Raw genomic sequence first — 21968 nt, 5'->3', positions numbered from 1 at the left:
CCGCTTCAATCTCTGAGGATGCTACTCTTGGCACCCGCCGGTCGTCGCTGTCCGATGAGGGATTTTTCGCTGTCCTCAAATGAAGCTAGCTTGTTGAACAATTGCTTCAGGCTGTCCAAGTCATCGAGGCCAACCTCAGGCCCATCGTTCTGGTGCGGTTGTGCGAGTCCGGACAACGTCGTCGTATCGTCCTCTCCACATTCTTGCGCGCGGGATCCATACGCGGGTGGGGGCGGATCAACATTCGGCGTCCTAGCCTCCGAGCCGAGACCGTCACGGCTCCCCTCTTGCGTCGGAGACTCGGCAGCCTCGCTTGCACCCCCATTGTGACTTGCTGCACTGACGATCATCTTGAGTATGACGGGGAGGAAGTCTTTCCTTTCGAACACGGTGTACACTCGAGCGAGCTGGCCCACATAACACGGTCCAAATCTCTCGAGAATTTTGGCCACGCTCGCAAGATCCGCATCGGATTCCAAGAGCCACTTCCAGCGTTGTTCATACTCATCTCCTTCGCGACTTAAGAGAAATGGGCTTGAGAGAGTTTGGGGAGTCGCGCGCGACGAGTTGAGATCAATCAGCCGAGCCATTGCACTTTCCGGCAGGCGAGACGCTCTCCACCCCTCCTCCGCAACCAACAGACAAATAAGACCGCTCCCCATCGCAAAAAATCCGGCCGCTGCCCAGGCGATCGTGATGCACAGAAGACAACCGGCTATCAGGAGCAGAGCCCCCAAAATATACATTTTTTGCAAAGCCGCCTGATAAAAGAATAATTAATAGGTTATTCAATAATATAATTATCTGCAAGCCGCCAGATCTCATGGAGAATTCAGCCTGAGGCCATCCATATCTTGTGTCGATTGCTGCCGCACACACGCACGAAAGCGGACAAACTGCGACCGGTAAAAACCGGCGTCGGCAGAAAAAGCGAGTCTTAGCGGGTATTCCCCTCGCGGCAGCACAGCACATTAACCAATCTTTGGTTGTAGTTGCTGGAAACCTGCAATTGCATCCCGCTCTTACCCGCGGTTCCGACGTCCAACAAAGTTGGTAAGCCACTTTTTTACGCGTGAGCCATGCCGTGGGCGCTGCTGCGACAGCTGATCCTCATCGGAGCGTGCGATGAGACGATAATACTCCTCAATAACTGCTCTTTGAGAAATCCAACCCTTATCAATCTGAGCCCTCCTCAGAAAGTCGTGGTTGATTCCATTTCCCAGACTGCGTCTTGCCCCGTCGAGCAACTGCGCAAGTTCACGAGGATCACTGGTAGACATAGCAAGAAACCTGAATTGCCCTGCGTAGTTCCCGCAATTGGCTGGAACAAACATGAGTGTGTTAACTTGTATACCTACGCGCCTAGAAGCCGCCCGATTTTGGTTCCACCCTTACGTTGGGGTGATTAGCTAAACGATTCGCTTGGCACGCTAGATGCGCTGCCTTGTACTGGGCGGCATGAATTCTGGGGGAGCCGGATGTCGATTTTATGGATTTTGCTTGGAGGCGCGGTTGCAATCACAGTTGCAATTCTTTCCCTTGCAGTCTATGCGGGTGCAATGATTGCCCGTCCGCCGGCTGAGCGAAAGTTCCGAGTTACAATGTTGTCGGACGATGGGCCAGCGTCCTCAAGACAGGTATCGCCGCCTCATTCGTCGTCGCATCGCATGGTCATCCGCGAGACCAGGGCTCCGAGCTAAACTGGGTATATATAAGCATACCGGTCCCGCCGGTGAACCAGTTTGCGCAGCAGTATTTTGCGGAGCACCGGCGTCGGCTTGCAGTTAAGCTTTCCCCACATTTTCCGTCGGATTGCAAGCGCACTCCAAAGTTGCGAGAGAGAGAGAGACACAAGCAACTCTTTTTGCGATGCAGCAAATGGTGCCCTCTAGCGCGATTGGTCCAAGATCATGTGGCACGTTCGTGCGCATCAGTCCTGGCAAGGGTTAATGCACCCATGCATCAACATTCTCTTTTATTATCTTCGCCGCTCGAACCAACTCGAGACGAAGCGGATGGCGCGTCACGAGCAGGCCGATGCCCCACCCGACTATCGATAGCAGTACGCCGAGCAATCCTGTTTCAATCGAGACGTCACCCAGATGCCCACGGGTGAGAACTACCCAAATTGGAAAGGAGCCACTAAAGATCGTGAGCACAACGCTCTTCCGAAGCGCGCCGAAGAAATCGCTCCAGCAAAAATCGAGATACCGGCGAACTACTGCAACCGCGATCAGCGCGTTTAAAGGTATGATGCCAACCAAGCACCACGCAATCGAGAATAGGCCATGGCTTGCGGCAAATGCAGTAACCGCGGTGTTCAATATGACCTGCCCAGCAACGAGCGGCGGCAGCGATCTCACGGCGCCAACCGCAACGAGAACAGGATATTGGAGGGCCAAGGGAAAGGAGAAAGCGGCCGCAAGACAGAGGATCCTCACAAGCGGCGCGACCTCAATCCATTGAGGCCCCAGCACAATGCCGACCAAAGGCGTCGAGACCGTACCCAGCAATAGGAGGCAGGGCCAATGGACCGCAGATATCAACTCAAGCACATTGAGATAGACCGCACCGGTATCTGACTTTTCACGCACGCTTCGCGAAAAGACCGGAAGGGCGGTTGCGCCCACGCCGGCGAGTATTACTCTTTCGGGAAAAGCTGCAAGCAGAACCGCACGCTGCGCAATCCCGACATTGGCCGCATCGAGTACCCTACCGATGACAATATATGGGGCATATTCGCCTATTGCGGCAACGAGCGCTGTCGCGCCATCAAAGGCTCCAAAACCTATTACGCTGCGCCACTCACTTAGTGATGGTAAATAGATTGAGCGATCGGAGCGAAGCAGAAAGCAGAGCACGCTCCCCGCAACCGAGGCCGCAACCGTTGCCCAGGCAAGCGAAATGTATCCAAAACCCAATTTTGCTAGCCAAAAACTTGTGAGTCCACCCACGACGGCCATCGACGCATTGACGAACGCAAAGGATCCAAAAGCCATTTCGCGGCTCATGAGTGCAAAGACTGGAAAAATAAACGGCCCGAGAAGGTATCCGAGCGCAGCAATCCGGATATAGTGGCCGACCTCTGGCAAGTTGTAGAAGTCCGCGATCGGACCAGCGGAAGAGTACAAGAGAACCGATATCGCGATTGATATGAGAACACTCGCCGTGATGCTCGTGCGGATTTGCCGCGCCGTCAGTTCTTTTTCCTGAATTAGATAGGCGCCTCCGCCGATCTCACGCAGGGCTTCAGCAACGATAAGAGCCGAGCCGCCGAGAACTGAAACGCCGAAGGCAGAGGGCCCTATCAGCCTTCCGACGATGATTGCCACCGCGAGATTGATTAACATGACGAGGTTTCGCCCGATCGTCGCCCAGAAAAGCGCCCTTCTCACGCCCATCTGACCTTCTCCATGGAACCGGCCAGGGGAGTTCTGGCGTTTGCATGGCCGAGCCCAGGGTGCCGCGGCCGTGGCGGGCAATCATGCTCCGCGAGAGGGCTGGCGACAAATCGACACACGAGGTCAAGTCTCAGCGCGCTAGACAAATCCCCTCCGGTTCCCTGTCATGCGCCTGTTAATCCTATGATCTGGATATCTGCGTCGACCGAGAATATTCCAGTAGTATGCAAACTGTGGTACTGCAACACCTTAGCCGCTAATTCTGACTTTCAAGACAGTTAAATTTGATACGCCGAGGAGCAGATTTTCCCTTGGACCTAGAGAACTCAAATTCCGAAAACCCGCAGCTTTTTCCCCTTACGCAAGGTCAGGTCAGCATTTGGCTAGCCCAGATGCTGAACGAGCACGATCCGGCTTTCAATATAGGAGAGTGCGTCGAAATCAGCGGAGCCATTGACAAAGAGTGCTTCGAATTGGCTTTGCGGCAGGCGGTCAAGGAGGCAGGCGCCCTGCACCTCCGCGTCGTTCGAACCGCCGACGGGCCCCAACAATACCTCGGTAAAGACGACGATTGGGTAATGCCATTCGTCGTCTTTGATTCGCGCTCAGCAGCCGAAGCCTGGATGCGCGCGGATCTGTCCCGCGCTTTTGATCTGGCTCACGGCCCGCTGTTTCGTTTTGCCTTGCTTCGCGTCAACGCCGACTGCTGTTTTTTTTATGCGGTCAACCATCACCTCGTGAACGACGGCTTTGGATGGACGCTTCTGCTTCGTCGTGTTGCCGATATCTACGGTCGTCTGATCAACGGGCAGCACTGCGAACTCGAACGCTTTGCGTCGCAAAACGACCTCGTCGAAGCCGAAGCTGCTTATCGTCGATCTCAATATTATTTGCGGGATCGAGACTATTGGCTGAACCTTCTCGAGGGATGTCCGGAGGCCACAACTCTTTCTACTTGCACGGCTGCCACTGCACCAGACGCAGGCGTCCGACAGATCACCGGTTGGCTTCCTGGTGAAGTTGACATCGAGTCGTTCGGCCGAGCCTACGGATCGAGTGCGGCGGCCGTGATGATGGCCGGCATCGCTCTCTATTTCTACCGCATGACTGGATCTTGCGACATTGTGTTGGGAATGCAAGTCTCGGCGCGAATCGGCCGTCACTCAAAACGCGCCGTCGGCATGGCAGCCAACGTGATCCCTCTTCGGCTTCGCCTGAATCCTAACGAAGATTTTGACGCCCTGCTACGCCGAACAGCCCGCGCGATGCGCGAGGCCTTCCGTCATCAATTGTATCGGATCGAAGACCTGCGCCGCGACTTGGGGCTATCGCCACAAACCGCCGACCTATTCTCCGCCTTTGCGAACTATATGCCCCTGGATGAAGACATCCGCTTCTCGGACCAGGTTATTCGGCGCCTCCCGTTGGGCAACTGGCGGGTCGAGGACATCCAATTTGTCTATTACGGAGGCTCGGCTAAGACCGGATATCGGATCGACGTTGTCGCCAACTCTGCCAGATACGACCAGAAACAACTTGATGAGCATCTCGGCAATCTGTTTTCCCTAATAAGTCAATGCACAGCGAGGCCCGATACCATTAGCAACCGTGCCGCCCTTCTCTCCTCGTCGGAACAGGAGAAGATGTTGGTCGGCATCAACAACGCCCGCTACGACTACCAAGACGACACTCTCGTTCATCAATACTTCGAAAAGCAGGCAAGAGCTACCCCTGATAGGGTTGCAGTCTCGTTCGAAAGGACGAACCTGACTTACTCTGAATTGAATCTCAGCGCCAACAAGCTTGCCCGCTGCCTTCAGGCGGAAGGTGTCGGACCGGACATGCTTGTTCCGATCTGTCTCGATCAATCCATCGAGATGCTAGTGGCACTCCTCGCCGTCCTGAAATCTGGAGGAGCCTATGTCCCGATTGATCCCGCTCTTGGGCCCGACCGAATCGCATTGCTGCTCGGAACAATCCGTCCATCGATCATCCTGACCGCGAATAGCGTACGAGCGCGACTCCCGAACGTGCAATGCAAAACGATCTGCATGGATCGTGACGATGAAGTCATTTCGTCTTTTGCGGGGACTGACCTCGATGCACAGGCGGTTGGATTAACTCCGAATAACCTCGCTTGTGTAATCTTCAGCTTGGGCCTCACAGGCAGACCGACGGAAACGCTGAACGAGCACCGGGGGCTCGCAAATCGGTTGCAGTGGATGCAGGACCAGTATCACCTTACGATTGACGATTGCGTGCTACAAAAGACGCCATTTGAGCTTTCCGCATCGGTCTGGGAATTATTCTGGCCACTCGGGGTCGGAGCCAAGCTGATCATGGCTAAACCGTCAGGATATCTTGAGCCGGAGTACCTGACACAGCTGATCGATGCGTTTGGTATCACCACAGCTCATTTCTTTCCATCCGCACTTCCGTCGTTTCTTAATTCCGAGGGCATTGTAAGGTGTCGTTCGTTGCGTCGGATTTTCTGCAGCGGCGAGCAGTTACCGTCCCAATTGGCACGGCGGTGTCGCGATCATCTGCCGGAGGCACGCCTCTATTATTTATACGTTCCGACCAATGGTGAGTTCGAGGCCGCTCACTGGGAATGCTTGACTGAAGGCCCCTCTCAAGGAACAGCGATTGGACGCCCGATCGCCAATACTCAAGTGCACATTCTCGATCCATTGATGCAGCCGGTGCCAGCCGGCGTCTTGGGCGAGATCTACATTGGGGGCATTGGGGTCCCGGGCAGCCACCCGAACTTCGCCACGGAAAAGCTCGTCCGATCGCCAGTTGACCCTGCTCATCCGAACGCGCGTCTATACAAGACCGGGGACCTTGGACGGTGGCGTTCCGACAGTGCCGTGGAGTTTCTCGGGCGCCGCCACGACCTTCGAATGCGGTTTCATGGCCTTTCGGTCGACTTAAATGATATCGAGCTATTTCTGACACGGATCGAAGGCGTCAAGGAGGCCGCAGTTGTTGTCTGCGAGAACGCTGCGTCTGAGCCGAAACTCCTCGCCTACTTCACAGAGAGCGCGGCATCCCACTCGTTCAGCGGACAGACTGCCGCCCTGATCGAAAAAATGCGCACAGCAGCGTCCCGGAGCTTGCCCGGTCTTTGGCAACCGGCGTCGTACCTTCCCATTGCTGCCCTGCCCTTAGCCGCTAGCGGAAAGGTCGATCGAGCCTCACTTGCAGCCCGAGGCTGGCCAAGAACGGAAACTGCTCTCGATTTCGCGCCGCTAGGAAGCACAGAAATCGCGCTATACGCTATTTGGCGGGACGTCCTGAGGATCGAGCATTTCGGAAGGTTCGACAACTTCTTTGATTTGGGCGGCCACTCGCTGCTCGCGACCCAGCTTGCCTCGCGTGTTTCCCGTATTCTCAACGTCGAACTTGCTCTTCGCACGATCTTCGAGACCCCAACGCTGGAGGGCCTCGCCCGACGAATCGACGAGGCCAACGGAAAACAGGCAATTATTCCTCCACCCGATTCCGCGGGTCAAGCCGCCGAAGACGGCACCGCAGAAGTAACCTCGGTCAGACAAGTGGTCGGACGGATCGCCTCTCAGATCGACAGATCTCAACCGACGCTTTCTTTTTCGCAGCAGCGAATGTGGTTGATACAATCCCTCGATCCGCAGAATTCCGCCTACAATTTAAGTGGCGCCGTGCGCTTATTCGGCACTCTTGATGCCGAAGCCTTTTCGAAAGCCTTGGACGAAGTGCGTCGCCGGCACGAGAATTTGCGCAGCACTTTCTACGAATTGGACGGCGAGATCGGGCAGCGGATCGAACCTTGGAGCCCCCAAAAGCTCGTCGCGGCCGACTTGCGAGCATTTGGCGATACAGCGTTGGAGGAAGGTCTGCGGATCGCACGTGCCGATGCACGAGCGCCGATTGATTTGACTTGCGGCCCCGTTTTTCGTGCGTTGCTCTTCCGAATCGCGGACAAAGAGCATCTGCTTCAGCTGACCGTCCATCACATTTCGGGCGACCAATGGTCGGTCGGAATCGTCGCTCGTGAGTTGGCCACAGCGTACAACTCGCTGCGTGCAGGAAAACAAGTCATTCTGGAACCAATCACGCTTCGTTACCAAGACTATGCAATCTGGCAGCGCCAACATCAAAGCATCTTCGAAGAGCAACTATCGTATTGGCAGGAGACACTAAGGGGACTTCCCTCGCTTGAGCTGCCGGTCGACTTCGTCCGTCCGCAAGTACGCAGATTAAACGGTGCCGCCTATCTGGCGCCGATCGACCCGTCGTTGCTTGTGAAGCTGGATAATTTGAGCAAACGCGAGGGCAGCACCCTCTTCATGACCATGTTAGCGGCGTTCGCGCTTCAACTGCACCGATTGAGCGGACAAGAAGACTTTGCGATCGGCGTACCAATTGCAAATCGCACCAATAGCGATCTAGAAGCCCTTGTAGGCACCTTTGTAAACACGCTCGCCCTACGCGTTGATTTGTCTGGGCAGCCGAACTTCCTGACCCTGCTAAAGCGGATCCGCGCTACCGCACTGGATGGATATGCGCATCAGGATATTTCCTTCGACAAGTTGGTCCAGGACGTTGCGCAAGCACGAGACAACAGTAGAGCACCTCTCGTGCAAGTTATGTTCAATATGCTGAATGCACCGTTCCACGGCGTTACATTTGACGAACTGGAGTGGGAGCCTGTTGCCATAGACAGGGGAGGCGCACAATTCGAACTGAGCCTATCAGTAGACCCCCAAATATCGAAGCGGCTCACTTTCGAGTACAATACGGATCTGTTTGAACATCGAACGATCGAACGTTTTGCGGCTCAATACATCGAAATTCTCAAGAGCATTGTGGCCACCCCTACGCGGCATATCACTTCGGTACCGATGTTGCCCGCGGCAGAAGAGCAGATCCTGCGTCGCTGGAACGCCACAACCACACTCGACCAAAATCGGCCTCGCTTCATTGCCATGTTTGAAGAGCGGGCTGTACGAGCTCCCGACGCACCGGCCATAATCTTCAATGGGCAAGAGATCAGCTACTCCGCGCTGAACGCACGTGCTAACGCCGTTGCAAAGACTCTCTCTAGATCCGGTATCCGACCAGACGACGGGATCGCAATCTGTATGGCGCGATCAATCGATCTTGTGGCGGTGTTGCTCGGCATACAAAAGGCAGGAGCGTATTACGTTCCTCTTGACCCGTCTTTTCCCACAAGCCGGCTTGCGTACATGCTGGCAGACAGCGGCGCCTGCGCGTTGATTACGGATTCGGTCTCCAAAGATCAAATCGTTCCGCCCGATGGCTTACTTCACCTCGATAGCGGATCTCTGATGACAGAGAGCGAAGTGACAGGCGACGATGACGCGCATGGCACCTCGTCTCAAGGCGTTGCCTACATCATCTACACGTCGGGATCGACAGGACGACCGAAAGGCGTCGTGGTCGGGCACGAATCGCTATCGAATTTCCTGCTCTCAATGGCGCGGCGGCCTGGCCTGAGGGATAGTGATGTGATGGTTGCCGTGACGACGATCTCGTTCGACATTGCCGGATTGGAGCTCTATCTGCCTTTGAGCGTAGGTGCGTGCATAGAACTCGCGCCCAGGACGACGGCTTCCGATGCGGTTGCGCTCTCGCGCCTGATCGCGGAGAGCAGGGCAACAATAATGCAAGCGACGCCCACGACTTGGCGCATGCTCATTGATAGCGGCTGGGAGGGTGACGGCCGCCTCCGGGCGCTGTGCGGCGGCGAAGCGCTATCCCGCGATTTAGCCAACGCTTTGCTCGCCCGTGTCGGTGAACTCTGGAACTTATATGGGCCGACCGAGACAACTATCTGGTCAACTGCAGCACGGCTTGAGCCTGGCCAGTCGCCAATTTCGATAGGCCGCCCGATCGAAAACACCCGTGTTTACATCGTGGACCAAGACGGTCACCTAGCGCCGATCGGCGTTCCCGGCGAAATTCTGATTGCTGGCACAGGCGTGGCAATGGGGTATCATGGGCAGCCAGAGCTCACGGCGGAACGATTTCTGCGCGATCGCTTCGTTGAACGGCAGAGAGAGAGAGTCTACCGAACGGGCGACCTTGGGAAATGGAGCTCAGACGGTGAACTCTATCATCTTGGCCGAATTGACAATCAGATCAAGGTGCGAGGTTTTCGAATCGAAGTCGGCGAGATCGAATTCGTGCTGAGGCAGCACCCGGCAGTAGCGGAAGCGATTGTCGTCGCGCGCGAGCTGAGTGCGGCGGACAATCGCCTGATAGCCTACGTCGTTTATAAACATGAGGAAGCGACGGCTAGCGAACTGCGGAATTACCTGCGAAATCACCTTCCCGACTACATGGTTCCCGCTCTTGTTATAGCGATTGATAGTGTCCCCATGACGCCCAACGCAAAAATTGATCGCGCAGCCCTGCCCAATCCGTTCAGCGCTCGGGCACCACTGGATTCGGAACACGTTGCGCCCACCTCAACAATGGAGAGAATGATCTCCGAAATTTGGGGAGACCTACTTCGAGTGAGAGGGATCAGTGCTGACGACAATTTCTTCGAGTTGGGCGGCCACTCGCTTCTTGCCGTGAGAATGGCCGGCATCTTTAAGCAGCGCACAGGACGAGCGCTGGATCCCCGGACCTTATATTTCAAGACCCTGCGACAGATCGCCGAAGCCGGCGGGCATGCAAGCTGAGCAGAAATCTTGACCATGTTGCCGTTCTTCTTCGGATCAAACCAACGACGTCTTTTCGGGGTTTATGAGACGGCAACACATTACCCGGCTACAGGTGCGGCATTGCTCTGTAGTTCGTGGGGCAGGGAATATAGCAACGCCCACCGATCGATTCGCGCGCTCTCGAAGAGGCTCTGCGCTATCGGCCTCGACACGCTGAGGTTTGACTACTACGGCGCTGGCGATTCAGGCGGCGAAACAGTCGACGCGCAATTGGATGGCTGGAGAGCCGACATATCGACCGCGTTGAGCGAACTGAAGGACATGAGCGGGAGGCCGCGCATCGCGGTTGTCGGCATGCGGCTTGGCGCGACCCTCGTGGCCCAATCGGCGCAACAACTTTCGATCAAAGCCGACAATATTATCCTGTGGGATCCGATTTTGTGCGGCTCCGATTACGTTGACTCGCTCTTGGATCGGCAAAACCGCCACGACGAAAAGTCCTCCGATCCTGCCGTGTCTGGTTCATCGGCTGTTGCGGCTGATTCAGAGTTGGGGGGGCTCCTCGTATCGTCGTCTTTCGTTGATGGCTTAAGCTCAATAGATTTGTGTTCGCGCAGGGTGATGCTGCCTTCGAGAGTGTTGACGATCTTCACCGACGGTCCGCATCGGGATTGCGAGATCGGCAGCCTCTCGAAAGACAGCAGCGAGGTCGCGACCCTGAAAGCGCCCTCACCGTGGAAAGATTCAGCCGAACAGGAGGAGGGCCTTCCTGTTGAAGTAATTGATCGGATCCTCAAGTGGCTGAAATGACAGTAAAGTTCGTCGAACGCGTTGCGCAGTTCGGCCCCGAAAAAGGCGTGATCGGGATCGTTGCAGAACCTGCTGAAACTACGAGCGACGAGAAACTGGGCGTTGTCATACTTAACACAGGCACGATCCATCGCGTTGGGCATCACCGAATGTACGTGTCGATGTCCCGAAAGCTCGCCCGGGCGGGCCGTACGGTTCTACGGTTTGACTTTTCGGGCCTTGGCGACAGTTCGCCTCACTCATCGGCCCGACCGCTCCTTCAATCTAATTTGGAGGATATTGAAGCAGCTATTGATTGGCTCCAGACGACGCGAGGGATTTCCCAAGTTGTTTTAGTCGGCCTGTGCTCAGGCGCCGACCACGCAATCCTATACGGATTCTCCGATGCGCGCATTGTCGGGCTGGTATTGATCGATCCCTACGTCCCGCCAACGGCCCGCTATTTTTTGGATTATCTTTCTCGACGTTTGCGTGATGTCAAAAGCTGGAGGAATTTTCGTCTGCACAGGAGCAAGCTACTACGGCGCCTCCTCGAACATCTGTCGCAGGCTCTGCACAAGGAAGGTGGACCGGGGCACCTCGTATATCAGGGACTGGATGTCCGGGCCTCACTTGAGAAAGCCTATGAGGTTACCACGCAGGTAGGAGTAAAGTTGCTGGTAATTTGTACGGGGCGGCATCATGCGCCTCGCCAGACCTACCGCGAGCAATTTACTAGCGCCTTTTCCAGGGTTTCTTTCGAAGCTTCATTACATTTGGAGTTTTTCAAAGATACCGATCATACTTTTAGTTCCGTAGAATCCAGAAATGAACTCGACGAGTTGGTGAGATTTTGGTGTGAGACCACCAAGTTCGACCGTTCGCCTTTTCAGTTATCGAACAGATCCGATATCGCGGCGCTCTGGACCGCTTAAATCGAGCTCATTTCGTAGCGACAGATTGAAAGCAAAACACTTGAAATTCTCCAAAGGACTCGACGGCGTTTAACCTTCGCCATCAAGCTTAATTCCCGGCTCCGGTTGCGACTTCCAGTTGTCGATGTAGATTGCCATGGTTGGGCGATTGCCTCACCCCCAATCCAGGGCCTACGCAAGGCGAAGCCGGCGAGCGATCATACCCCTCTCGCTGGTCTGCTTTTATTATCTGCAAGGGAGTTTTTTCGTGTGGTCCTACGGTATTGCAGCTCTCTGTGTGGTGCTCCTGATCGTTGGAGCCGTCACTTTCATATTGTTGAGTTTCGACTTTCCCGACGAACCGCGCCCATAGCCTATCGGAATCGCCACGCCTGCCCTCGGTGCGCATGATAAGCGCCGCCATGGAGGTAATCTGCTCCTTTCTCCGGATTTGTGTCCCCGACGTAAATTTTGAGAGTCGGGCGATACCAGCACGGAGCGTCTCTGCGAAAACGTCCGACAGCAGGTCCCAACGGACATGAACATCCGTCGATATCACTTCGTCGATAAAGCGGCCAACCAGCAAGAGGAAGATCTTAGAGAGAGCGAGCGCTAAGATCTCTACTCTTTTGCCGCTGGCCTTTTGCTAACTGGGACAATATCCCTCTTGCTCGAACAATCGAGGCGTTTCCACGCTTGCGCAATCGCTCAATGACGAAAGAAATAAAAAACACTCCTTGGTCAAGATCTGATGACGAACAGTTTCGATCGCTTGTTGAATCGGGTGCATCAGTCAATGACATCGCCAATTCGTTGATGAGGACAGCCGCGCAGCTCCGCACGCGGGCGTATCATTTAGGATTGCCTCTTAAGTGGTTTAAGGCCGACGGCAAAAACGATAAATCCCGTCTGTCTCGCGCTCGTCGCAACGACATAACTTAGCCTGAGCAAGATATGCCCACCAGTCCGTTCTTTGCCACCGCCGCGTGCGAACTCTTGCGCTGTCACCGCGATGGCTGCCGCCAGGACTAATGCACCCATCAATCCAGCAATCATTTCTTTGTCGCCAACGCCGAGCACTTTCTCAGTTGGGCGCTGGATCACCCAAACAGCAACAAGGAGGATGGCGCTAGATTATGGTTTGCCCGTTCGGAGTCTTTCAAAACGAGGGATGACGTTTCGCCTTTGCACGACATCGCGAGCATCCTCAGCACACCTCGTCAATCCAACTCGCACACCTTGAAACGGCTCGCGCTGGCCGCAGTGATCCGTTCGGCGTCTTGGGCTCTCCCGTTCCCAAGCCACCAGCGCCACACTAGCGTTTTTCGGGTCGGTGCTGACGAAGGGAAGAACATTGAAAGCATGCAAAGTCACCCGGTCTATCCGGCATGAGCAAGCTGATCGCAGCCTCGGGTGAGTTAGACCGCCGTCGCTTGATCTCGCCGAGACACGGCAAACCGATACTATCAGTCAGCCATTCCGCGGAGCTACGTATCCTATTTTGGCTCTGAATTTATCGATCAGCTTATATTTTACAGACGACAGGAAGTCTGAAACACCTCTGGAACGATATTCGCTTATACCGCGTTTGGTTCTTCGCGCATCGATCGGCTTCGCGGGGCTGTAATAATACAGGGCGATTGAATCCCTCGTCACCCCCTCTGGGCAATTCAGTGGGTCCGGATGGCCATGGTAACTACTTTCGTCAGTCGAAAAAACCGCAACCGTGTTAAAAAACGGAGCGATCGAGACCTCCTTTCGGCTCATGTCTCTTGACCATAATTCTAGAGATCCGCCCCAGGACTCCTCCCAACCGGAGTTCAAATAAATGAGCAGATTAAGACGGCGGTATAAACCGAGTTGTTCGTTCCAATTGAAATCTGCATGCACCTTGAGAAAGCCGCCTGTCGTCGAGCTGTGAATCCCTCCTCCAACCAATTGCGGGTCGCCGACCAGATCACTCTCGCCGGTCATGTCCTCCAGGAATTTGATAAAGCTGCGATGGTGACAAGTATCAATCAGTTCTCGTACCGCTGGCGGCATCCTCTCGTAAGTTCCGCAATAACGCTTCTTCTGCGTCCCGTAGAAATCCTTCTCTCCATCAAAAAACGAAAACTCTTTAACTTGCCTCGAGACCTCGGCAATTTGTTCCACATCCCAAAAATCCTTGAGAGCGATATGAGGGAAGGGTCGAGCCCGTTGATAGGCAACAGCAAAATTTTCGCCATCTAATGCAAGATTTGATCGCATAACAGTTGATCGCATAAGCATGCTTTTTGCCTTTGCCTGTCTAATCGTTAAGCATTTGTTTTTAAATGTGCGCACGTCTTATGACAACTGGTATCGCACTCGTCAAAGCCCGGATTGCATATTTAAGATTAAGTGTAATATTGGACGCCTCAAAGGAAAGGTGGCCTGCCGCTTCGCTTTCCTAAATCGTGAATAAATAAAGATGGTCGAGATTAGAAGCCGGACGTATCGGTTTGGAATCGCAGACTGGCCTACCCCCACGGCAAGCCGTTTGGACGTCGTTGCTCACTTCGCGCCGCCTCAGGCGACTCTCAGGAAGCCCAGGCGCGCCCGCAGAAAGCGGATAGGAAACCGAGCACGCACGGACCAAAGGGCTCTAGCGAGCACCTGAGCGATCCTAGGGCCAGGGCCTCTTGAGGGGCCCCGGTGGACACAGTCACGATGGCGGGCCAACACCAAGCACCACGAAAAGAAGCTCAGTGCCTTCCGCGGGACTTTCAGGACTCTCAGCGGAGTTCGGAGAGAATTGCAGGAAAAGCCCCTCCACGTAATCTCAAAGCTCCGGCGAGTCGCTGGGTGCTCCTAGTTCAACGTTCGTTTCTGGCGGCACCGCTATTTCCGAGCGGATAAATTCGAGAGAAGGCATGTTTTTCTCAGGGTACCAGTGCGTCACGGTACTGGCCGAATCCGGCCACTCCGCTTTTCGAAACAGGCCCCTAGCGCATCGACCCCGAGCAACCGTGCTCGGAGCCATCTTTTCGAGAAGAGACATGAAGTAAGGTGCTGCACTACATCGAGAAGGCGAGCGGCATTCAATTCCACCTTGACGGGATGCCCTCCGGTGGGGCTTGCCGAACTAGCGTTCGGGGGATGGCTCGCCAACCAATCCTTGGTGCCGCTGACCCCGTTGAAGTGGCGCGACAGTTTGTCAGCTCGGCACCCCATATCCGATCATTGGGGGCAACGTATCCCGGCCGCAGCTTCAAGGCGAAGGAAAAGAAAGAAAAACGCCCTCAAGACGGGGCGCCCGTAGAGCTGCCGCCGTCGCGAAAAAAGGCCTCCAACTGAGGCGGCCTTACTCGTCCCAAATGCGCTCACCGCAATCACATTCGAACGCTCGAATGACTGCTTGTCTGTCCGGGAAGTGCACTGTTCTAATTAACCTCAGCGCGGCACCGCAAGTGCGGCATTCTCGGCTTGAATCGCTTTCGGTCTCTCCGATTTTCTCAGCCTTAAACATCTCCATAGGACCTCTTAAAACTCCCAATCAGAACCCTTTTAACAAGCCTTGGAACCATGATCGAACGTCGCAAAAGCAAACGCAATGCCTACCAGGCTTTAAATCGGGCCATTCTTAATTTCAAACTGGGCCACCGCGGTCGGAGACATTCCAGCCTAGCGTCCCGCACGCCATAACAAGAACGGACCAAGAACATTCAATGCTGACAAAAATATCAGGCTTGCGATATTTAATCAGGTCCTGCTGGCCCCATCTCGCTTGACATGCGATTTGGCCCTCCCGTGGAAAGTTCGTGGAGGGTCTCCCATCGACCATGGGGGATGAGGCCTAAGCTATCGAAAAGCTTAACTGGGCGAGCTGGGCTCGAGCCTCGGCCCCGATCCAATCGGTTGCAGATCTAAAACAACCCTGGCTCCTCGGGCCCCCACAGTGCATCCGGCCGGAACCGTGGACTAAGTTGAGCAGCGCCTTTTCTCCAAGGCCATTCTCCAAGGCCATTGCGCAGCCAACAGCGACCCAACCAGTAGTTAGTATCCACAACGGACAGCTGTAAGGCGTGCCTGGAACGATCACGTCGGCCATGGTTCCAACTGCACATCTCAGGCGCAAATTAATCACAGCACCACCTCTATTGAATCAAATAGTGGTCCCGCAAGCCGATTATCGCTGGAACATCGCCACGCTTGCCGTGAGCACGAATGTTGGATGAGGTTTAGCTACCTTCGCGAAACGGCGCTTTCTCCGCATAATCAAATCTCAGAAAGAGAGCCGTCTATGGCAACCCAAGCTCCGACCATTGAACAATTCTCAGCAGACAGCGGTACGCGCGGCGATGGGGTCACCGATTCCAACGTCGTTACGTTGTGGGGGCAAGCCGCGGCAAATACGACCGTAACGATTTATGATGGCGCGACACGGTTGGGGACGGTTGCCACGAGCAGCTCAGGCTCATGGGCATTCACGACGCCAAAGCTCGCGGACAGCACCCACAGTCTGACGGCTACGGCGACCGATGCATCGGGCACCAGCGCGGCATCACCTGTCATGTCAATCAAGGTCGTGCCAAGCGTGACGAAATTCGTGTCCGGGACGGACAATTGGAGCAATCCATCCACCATCGACGGTCAGGGCTGGTACAGTGAAAATGCCGGGCAACCGTGGAGCCTGACGACACCGGACTCTCACACAGTTCGAATGGAGTTGCGCGCTGGCGATTACTGGGCGGACGGAGGTAACAGCTCTCGTTCGGAGATCTTGGCTGCCAATTCGGTGGCCAACGGCGACGTTTTCAATGCCACCTACCAGATGACAATCGAGCCCGGCACCTCGAACGTGAATTCCGGCCTCTCCTGGCTTTCGCTCACGCAGATGTATGGCGCAAATGGAGCCACATTCTCCATTCAGCTCAAGGGCGAGCAAATGGCGGTCGTGGTCAATCTCAACGAGGCGACCGAAAAGCAAGTATATATCGACTCAAATCCAATTCAGCGTGGCCACGCCTACAGCATTCAAATCCAGGCGCGCTTTGCCTCGGATTCAACCGGCTATCTCGAGATGTGGCGAGACGGTGTCCAGATCGTCAACTACCACGGGGTGCTGGGAGACCCCGGGGCAAACTACAACCTGAAGCTCGGCATCTATCGGGGAGATCCGACGGATGCCAACTACACGATGGCGGCCGATTACAGCAATATCGTCACCTCGACCGATCCCACCTTCCCGACCCCGCCGTTCGGCGGAGCGGGCACCGGTCAGACGCCTACGCCTCCAACATCTCCTACGATCAGTTCGTTCTCCAACGATAGCAATGTTGTCGGTGATGGAATCACGAACGACAATACCTTGGTGCTCAGTGGCGCTGCCACTGCGGGCAACACCGTCAAAATCTATGACGGAGCAACCTTGCTCGGGTCTGCAACGGCAAACAGCAGCGGAAACTGGACCTTCACGACCGGCACGCTCGCAAACGGCAAGCACAGCTTCTCCGCGTCTGCGACCTCCTCGAGCGGCACCAGCGCTTTGTCGAAATCGCTTGTCGTCACTGTCGATACCGTCGCCCCGGCGGCTCCGGCAATCGTTTCCTCCTCTCCTAAGGCTGGCCAGAGCTCGGTGTTGACACTCACAGGCTCTGCCGAGGCAAACAGCAAGGTGAACGTCTACGATGGAAAGACCCTGCTGGGATCGGCAACTGCAAACGGAAGTGGGGCGTGGATTTTCACCGCGGCGGCTTTGTCGACCGGGACGCATCAGCTTACAGCGACGGCCTCGGACGCGGCCGGCAACAACAGCGTGAGTTCGTCTGCCTTCAATGCCACGATCAAGGCGCCCTCTAGCGCGCCAACGGTAGCGTCAGTCTCGACATCCGGTGCCGGAATTTTGTCCGGGACTGGCAATCTTGCCGCCGGGAAGACAGTCACTCTGGCCCTCAAATTGAGCGAGGCTGTGACGGTCACGGGCGGCATTCCCACGCTGAAGCTCAACGATGGCGGTACGGCAACCTACAGCGGCGGCTCCGGCACGAATGTGTTGTCGTTCACCTACAAAACCGCAGCCGGTCAAAACACCTCTGACCTGACGGTGACGGGTGTCAATTTGGGCACGGCAACCGTGAAGGGTAGCGCCGGCGGCGGAACGGCCAATCTTACGGGTGCAGCCTCGAACCCTGCCGGCACGCTGCGGATCGATACGACGAGTCCGATAGTGACGTCTGTTTCGGCGTCCGGTTCCGGAATAACGGCGGGCTCGGGAGTCGTCGGGGTTGGCAGGGTTGTCAACCTGACGCTCAAGTTGAGCGAAGCGGTCACCGTCACAGGCGGCACGCCCACGCTCAAGCTCAACGATGGCGGCACAGCCACTTACGCGTCGGGCTCGGGCAGCGACGCGTTGACCTTCAAGTACACGGTCGCCGCCGGCCAAAACACAAAAGATCTTGCCGTGACGACGGTCAATTCAGGCACGGCAACGGTGAAAGACGGCGCGGGCAACATCGCCAATCTTGCGGCCGCGATCTCAAATCCCGCAGGCGTGCTGCAGGTCAACACGACAGTCACGGCAACAAATTCGCCAACTCCGTTTGCCGGGAGTGGCGGAAGCCACACACCACATGACTGGCAGGGGCATTTTACTGCCTTCAGCGACGCCGCCCGCACAACAGTTGCGTCCGCCGATAGGGTCGGTCACACCGCCAAAGCGTTGGATGCATCCGCGGGCGATACGGCGAACGTGATGGGGCCCTCGCTGGATCACCGCCTGGCGCTGTTCACACAGCATATCGCGTCGGCTTTTCCGTCTTCGCCATTCGCTGAAGCGAATACATCGCCGATCAGTCAAGCAGCATGGAAGGGTTCAGAGCTGCACCTGGCTCAGCCCATCGCAAGCCAGCAGCACGCCCCAATGACGGGACCACTCTAAGCTGTTCAGTGAGCATCGGCTTTGCCCACGAAGCTGCGGCCCAGCGGCGACAAGAGCATGCTGAGGCCGGAGTGATTACCATGCAAAGGGGTCAACCCGACCATTCCACGGGGCAGTTCGCTCCCTGCAGCCTGACGCGGAGCCGATGCAATGCCGGTCCCTTGTCACGCCAGACATCGCGGGGGCCGAATCCTTATGTGATGCGAAGTGAGATAAGGTGTGCGACTCGACATCGCTTCGCGATACAGATCAGCATAGCTGTCGGCAACGATCGTCGCGGTGAAACGAGACCGTATTCGAGCCAAAGCGCCATCACGGGATTGCGCAAGAAAGCTGGGGTCGGCAACGAACCGTTCTATCGCTCGTACGAGACTGGCCTCATCTTTTGGTTCGACGATGACACCCGTCACGCCGTCATCGATGATATCCGGAATACCTGCCCACCTTGTGCCGATCGCCGGGAGGCCGAGCGCCATACCTTCGAGGAGACTTACAGGATACATTTCGCCGGGCTCGTAGGTTGGTAGCACGATCACCTGAGCACTACGCATCAGCGCGGGCACCTCGCGGTGATCAACCTTCCCCCTGCATTCGACGATCTGCCGCAAACCCAGCCGGTCGATTTCCCCTTCTATCTGTCCGCGCGTTGGCCCATCACCGATGAACATGGCACGGAGTTGGGGATACCGCGGGGAGAGCTTGGAGAGCGCCCACAATAGTTCGAGATGTCCCTTGCCCAAGACCATGCGTGCGACCAGGACGAGTGTGAATCCGCTCTGGCTCGCTGCGTGCCTCCCCTCTGCGAATAGCTCCTCGTCGACGCAAAATGGAATGACTCTGGACCGATCCGCAGGCACACCTTCCGAAATCAGTTCAGCAAGGGCCGCTTTGTAGGGCATGACGATTGTTGACGCGGTGCGCTTCTCAATCCAGAAGGTTATTTCGGCGAGCAAATCACGTTGCGGCGCGAACCAGCTCAAGGTGCCGTGATGCGTGACGACGACGTCGGCACCTGCCATTGCCGCCGCGATAAAGCCGTCAAGGCAGGAGAGACCAACCGCCTGGATGTGCAAGACGTCGTTGCTCTTGAGCAATCGATAGATTGCCCCGATACGTTGAGCGCGCAGCACGGCAGTTCCGAGTTTCCAGGGCAAGAGCCGTGCGGCGGAATTTCGATCGGGAAGGTCATGCACAGCTATGCCGTACCCGCCTGCAATTTCCCGGACATCCTGCCGGTTGTGCAGATCCATCAAAATAGATGGAGTAAGGCCGCGTCGCTTTTGAGCAGCGGTGAGCTGCAAGATGAAGGTCTCGACGCCAGTCATGCCGAAATTCGTGCCCATGTAGTGCAAAACTCGCACTTTTGGGCGGGGATCTGACTGAGTGAAAAGCTTCAACTGCAGTGCGGGTAACCCAACTGAGGCGAGCGACTGGCCATACAGGGTGGCATGGATTGCCTCGCCTTGCGATCTTGCGAGATCGATCTCCAAAAGCGCCAGGAGACTCGCCAAATCCGCAAAAGACAAAGCAAATACCAACAGGGCAGGAATAATATAGGCCGCTAATACGGCTGCTCGCATGAGTTCAAATCGTAATATTCGCGAAAGATAAATTTGCGTCCCGCACAATAAACCATTGGCCGCATCAAGCACTGCGACGTTATGGCGCAAACGGCGGATCACATCGTCGCACGCAGCCGACTGATCTCGCCGAAATCAATCCCGACCACTCACCGAGGGCACCCCCGAACGTCACGATCATTGTCAATCAGTAACCTGCGCACGCTGACTTGTTCTGGGTAAGCTCACTTTCTAAATTTGTTCAGGACTGGTTGCCGCCCCCTCGACGTTTGCCGCCGCGTGTGCAATTATGCGTTGATGCCTCTCTCGCGCGCGTACTGCGGGGACTAACGCCGTTGATCGTTCAGAGGACTGCGACGCTCCTCGACGCGCATTTTCCAGGTTTGATGCGACCGGTCGCTTTTTAAGCCTTTGAGTTTGCAGTGTAGCGCGTAGCAAAACCCTATAAGGGTTTGCTGCTACACGATACTACGCTACATGGGACACTCGGGTGTGTTTCGAGGTTGAGGCTTGATCCGGACTAGTCCGGTCGGTTCTTCAATTATGTGTTGAATCAGGCCCTTTCGAATTCGCGCAAACGTAGCGCGCGGTTTTTTTGTCTTCTGACTTGATAAGCCTATTCAGGGCCAATTTCTCTTTCAAAGAGTCTGCATGCGCGGAGCCGGCCTGACCGTGCGTCACGATCACACGAGCGAGCGCGTCCAACGACTGCGTCTGTTCCAAGCCAAGATTACGCGGGAACGGCGCCTCTTTCGGCGCTCGCATCGACGACTAGCCTAAGGTTGCTTTTCTTGGGAGCGACTCTCTTGGGATGGCGTCTTCCTAGTGCTTCGGCCTCTGCTCGCGCAACAAGCCCGCGTAGCCCCTGGACCTCCAGCATGATGTCATGAAGTTTTTGGCGTTCCTCGGAAATATGTCGGCGCCGCACGCTGAATGAATCCATTGGCCCCTCACAAATGGCATACGATATGAATTTTACAGTCCGGCAATAGCGCTACGTTATTTGAATTTCGCAGTTCTCGAAATAGCCCGTGCAACATTTAATGAAGATGAATGGCTCGCCAGCTGGTGCCCAGCCTCACCCGTAAATCTCCCGAGGCCGACATTCCGGCAACGCGTCCGCCTCAATCGAACGGCTGAGATTTCAGTAACTCCGTGACCGGAAGCCCCCAGGTGATGTCTTGGGACGGGCCGTTTGGCTAGCTGGCAGGCTCTCCCGAGCACAAGGCCGCGTATGCCCCCCGGGTGCCCATCCCCACGCCGGAGGCTCTTCTCATGTCGTTAAGGTTGAATTGAGGGCCCGATCGCGTTGGTGGGGTGCCGTGCTACATATGCCAAAGCGATAGGTGTCTGCCTCTCGCTATCCAACTCCCGTCGGCTCGCAAGGTCGGCGGTTTTTTTTCGATACGGCGACAGCCACCTCAGCCCGGTAAGCCTAGCACTCCCGGCGCTCAGATCCGCAATTGAATCAGCAGCCGGGAGCATTGGGGGCTGGAAGCCAAGCCGTGCCATGTTCGTCCTTGAGGACAATGGGTGGAACAGCGGACTCCTGTAGTTGTACGGAGTCCATTTTCGGAACGGGGTGTTCTACTGTGAGATCCGGGCGAGATTTAAGGCCTAATTTCTAGTTTGCCCGGGATTGCCACAGCGGGGCTGGAACCACGGTGCGGCTTTTCCCCCAAAAGCCCATTAACTCCCGCGAGCGCTGA

Annotated in this window: 8 protein-coding genes; 4 read left to right on the top strand and 4 right to left on the bottom strand. The window is 55.8% G+C overall.

The genetic code is table 11. The features are described from left to right. Positions 1–5 precede the first annotated feature (5 nt). Both FXB40_RS48745 and FXB40_RS26565 read right to left on the bottom strand, forming a co-directional pair. Positions 6–590 (bottom strand): hypothetical protein, encoded by a 585-nt coding sequence (locus FXB40_RS48745; RefSeq protein ID WP_210352189.1) that lies wholly within the window; start codon positions 588–590, stop codon positions 6–8. A gap of 1356 nt (positions 591–1946) precedes the next feature. Further along, positions 1947–3401 carry an oligosaccharide flippase family protein gene (locus FXB40_RS26565; RefSeq protein ID WP_148775088.1) on the bottom strand — a complete coding sequence of 485 codons (1455 nt, stop codon included), beginning with the start codon at positions 3399–3401 and terminating at the stop codon, positions 1947–1949. A 284-nt stretch (positions 3402–3685) separates the two neighbouring features. Between FXB40_RS26565 and FXB40_RS26560 the strand changes: the two genes are divergently transcribed. From FXB40_RS26560 to FXB40_RS26550, 3 genes are read left to right on the top strand one after another with little or no spacing between them, the layout of a single operon-like run. Next, entirely contained in the window at positions 3686–10093 is a 6408-nt protein-coding gene (locus tag FXB40_RS26560) for an amino acid adenylation domain-containing protein (protein WP_347339781.1), read from the top strand. A gap of 15 nt (positions 10094–10108) precedes the next feature. Continuing rightward, complete coding sequence (locus FXB40_RS26555; RefSeq protein WP_148775086.1) at positions 10109–10885, top strand: alpha/beta hydrolase family protein; 777 nt, start codon at positions 10109–10111, stop codon at positions 10883–10885. Continuing rightward, positions 10882–11799: an alpha/beta fold hydrolase gene (locus FXB40_RS26550; RefSeq protein WP_246207980.1), complete on the top strand. Its 918-nt coding sequence runs from the start codon at positions 10882–10884 to the stop codon at positions 11797–11799. The genes FXB40_RS26555 and FXB40_RS26550 overlap by 4 nt, the downstream gene beginning before the upstream one ends. Before the next feature lie 1449 nt (positions 11800–13248). Here the strand turns inward: FXB40_RS26550 and FXB40_RS26545 are convergent. After that, positions 13249–14049: a 2OG-Fe(II) oxygenase gene (locus FXB40_RS26545; RefSeq protein ID WP_148775084.1), complete on the bottom strand. Its 801-nt coding sequence runs from the start codon at positions 14047–14049 to the stop codon at positions 13249–13251. 1993 nt (positions 14050–16042) lie between these two features. Between FXB40_RS26545 and FXB40_RS26540 the strand changes: the two genes are divergently transcribed. After that, a complete protein-coding gene (locus FXB40_RS26540) occupies positions 16043–18679 on the top strand; it encodes an Ig-like domain-containing protein (protein WP_187437157.1) in 2637 nt (878 codons plus the stop codon). 164 nt (positions 18680–18843) lie between these two features. On the opposite strand, the gene FXB40_RS26535 is transcribed toward FXB40_RS26540, so the two are convergent. Then, a complete protein-coding gene (locus FXB40_RS26535) occupies positions 18844–20361 on the bottom strand; it encodes a glycosyltransferase family 4 protein (RefSeq protein ID WP_246207963.1) in 1518 nt (505 codons plus the stop codon). Between the last annotated feature and the right edge of the window lie 1607 nt (positions 20362–21968).

The sequence above is a fragment of the Bradyrhizobium rifense genome, from assembly GCF_008123425.1.
Taxonomy (GTDB): Bacteria; Pseudomonadota; Alphaproteobacteria; order Rhizobiales; family Xanthobacteraceae; genus Bradyrhizobium; species Bradyrhizobium rifense.
This window is presented reverse-complemented; position numbering and strand designations above follow the sequence as displayed.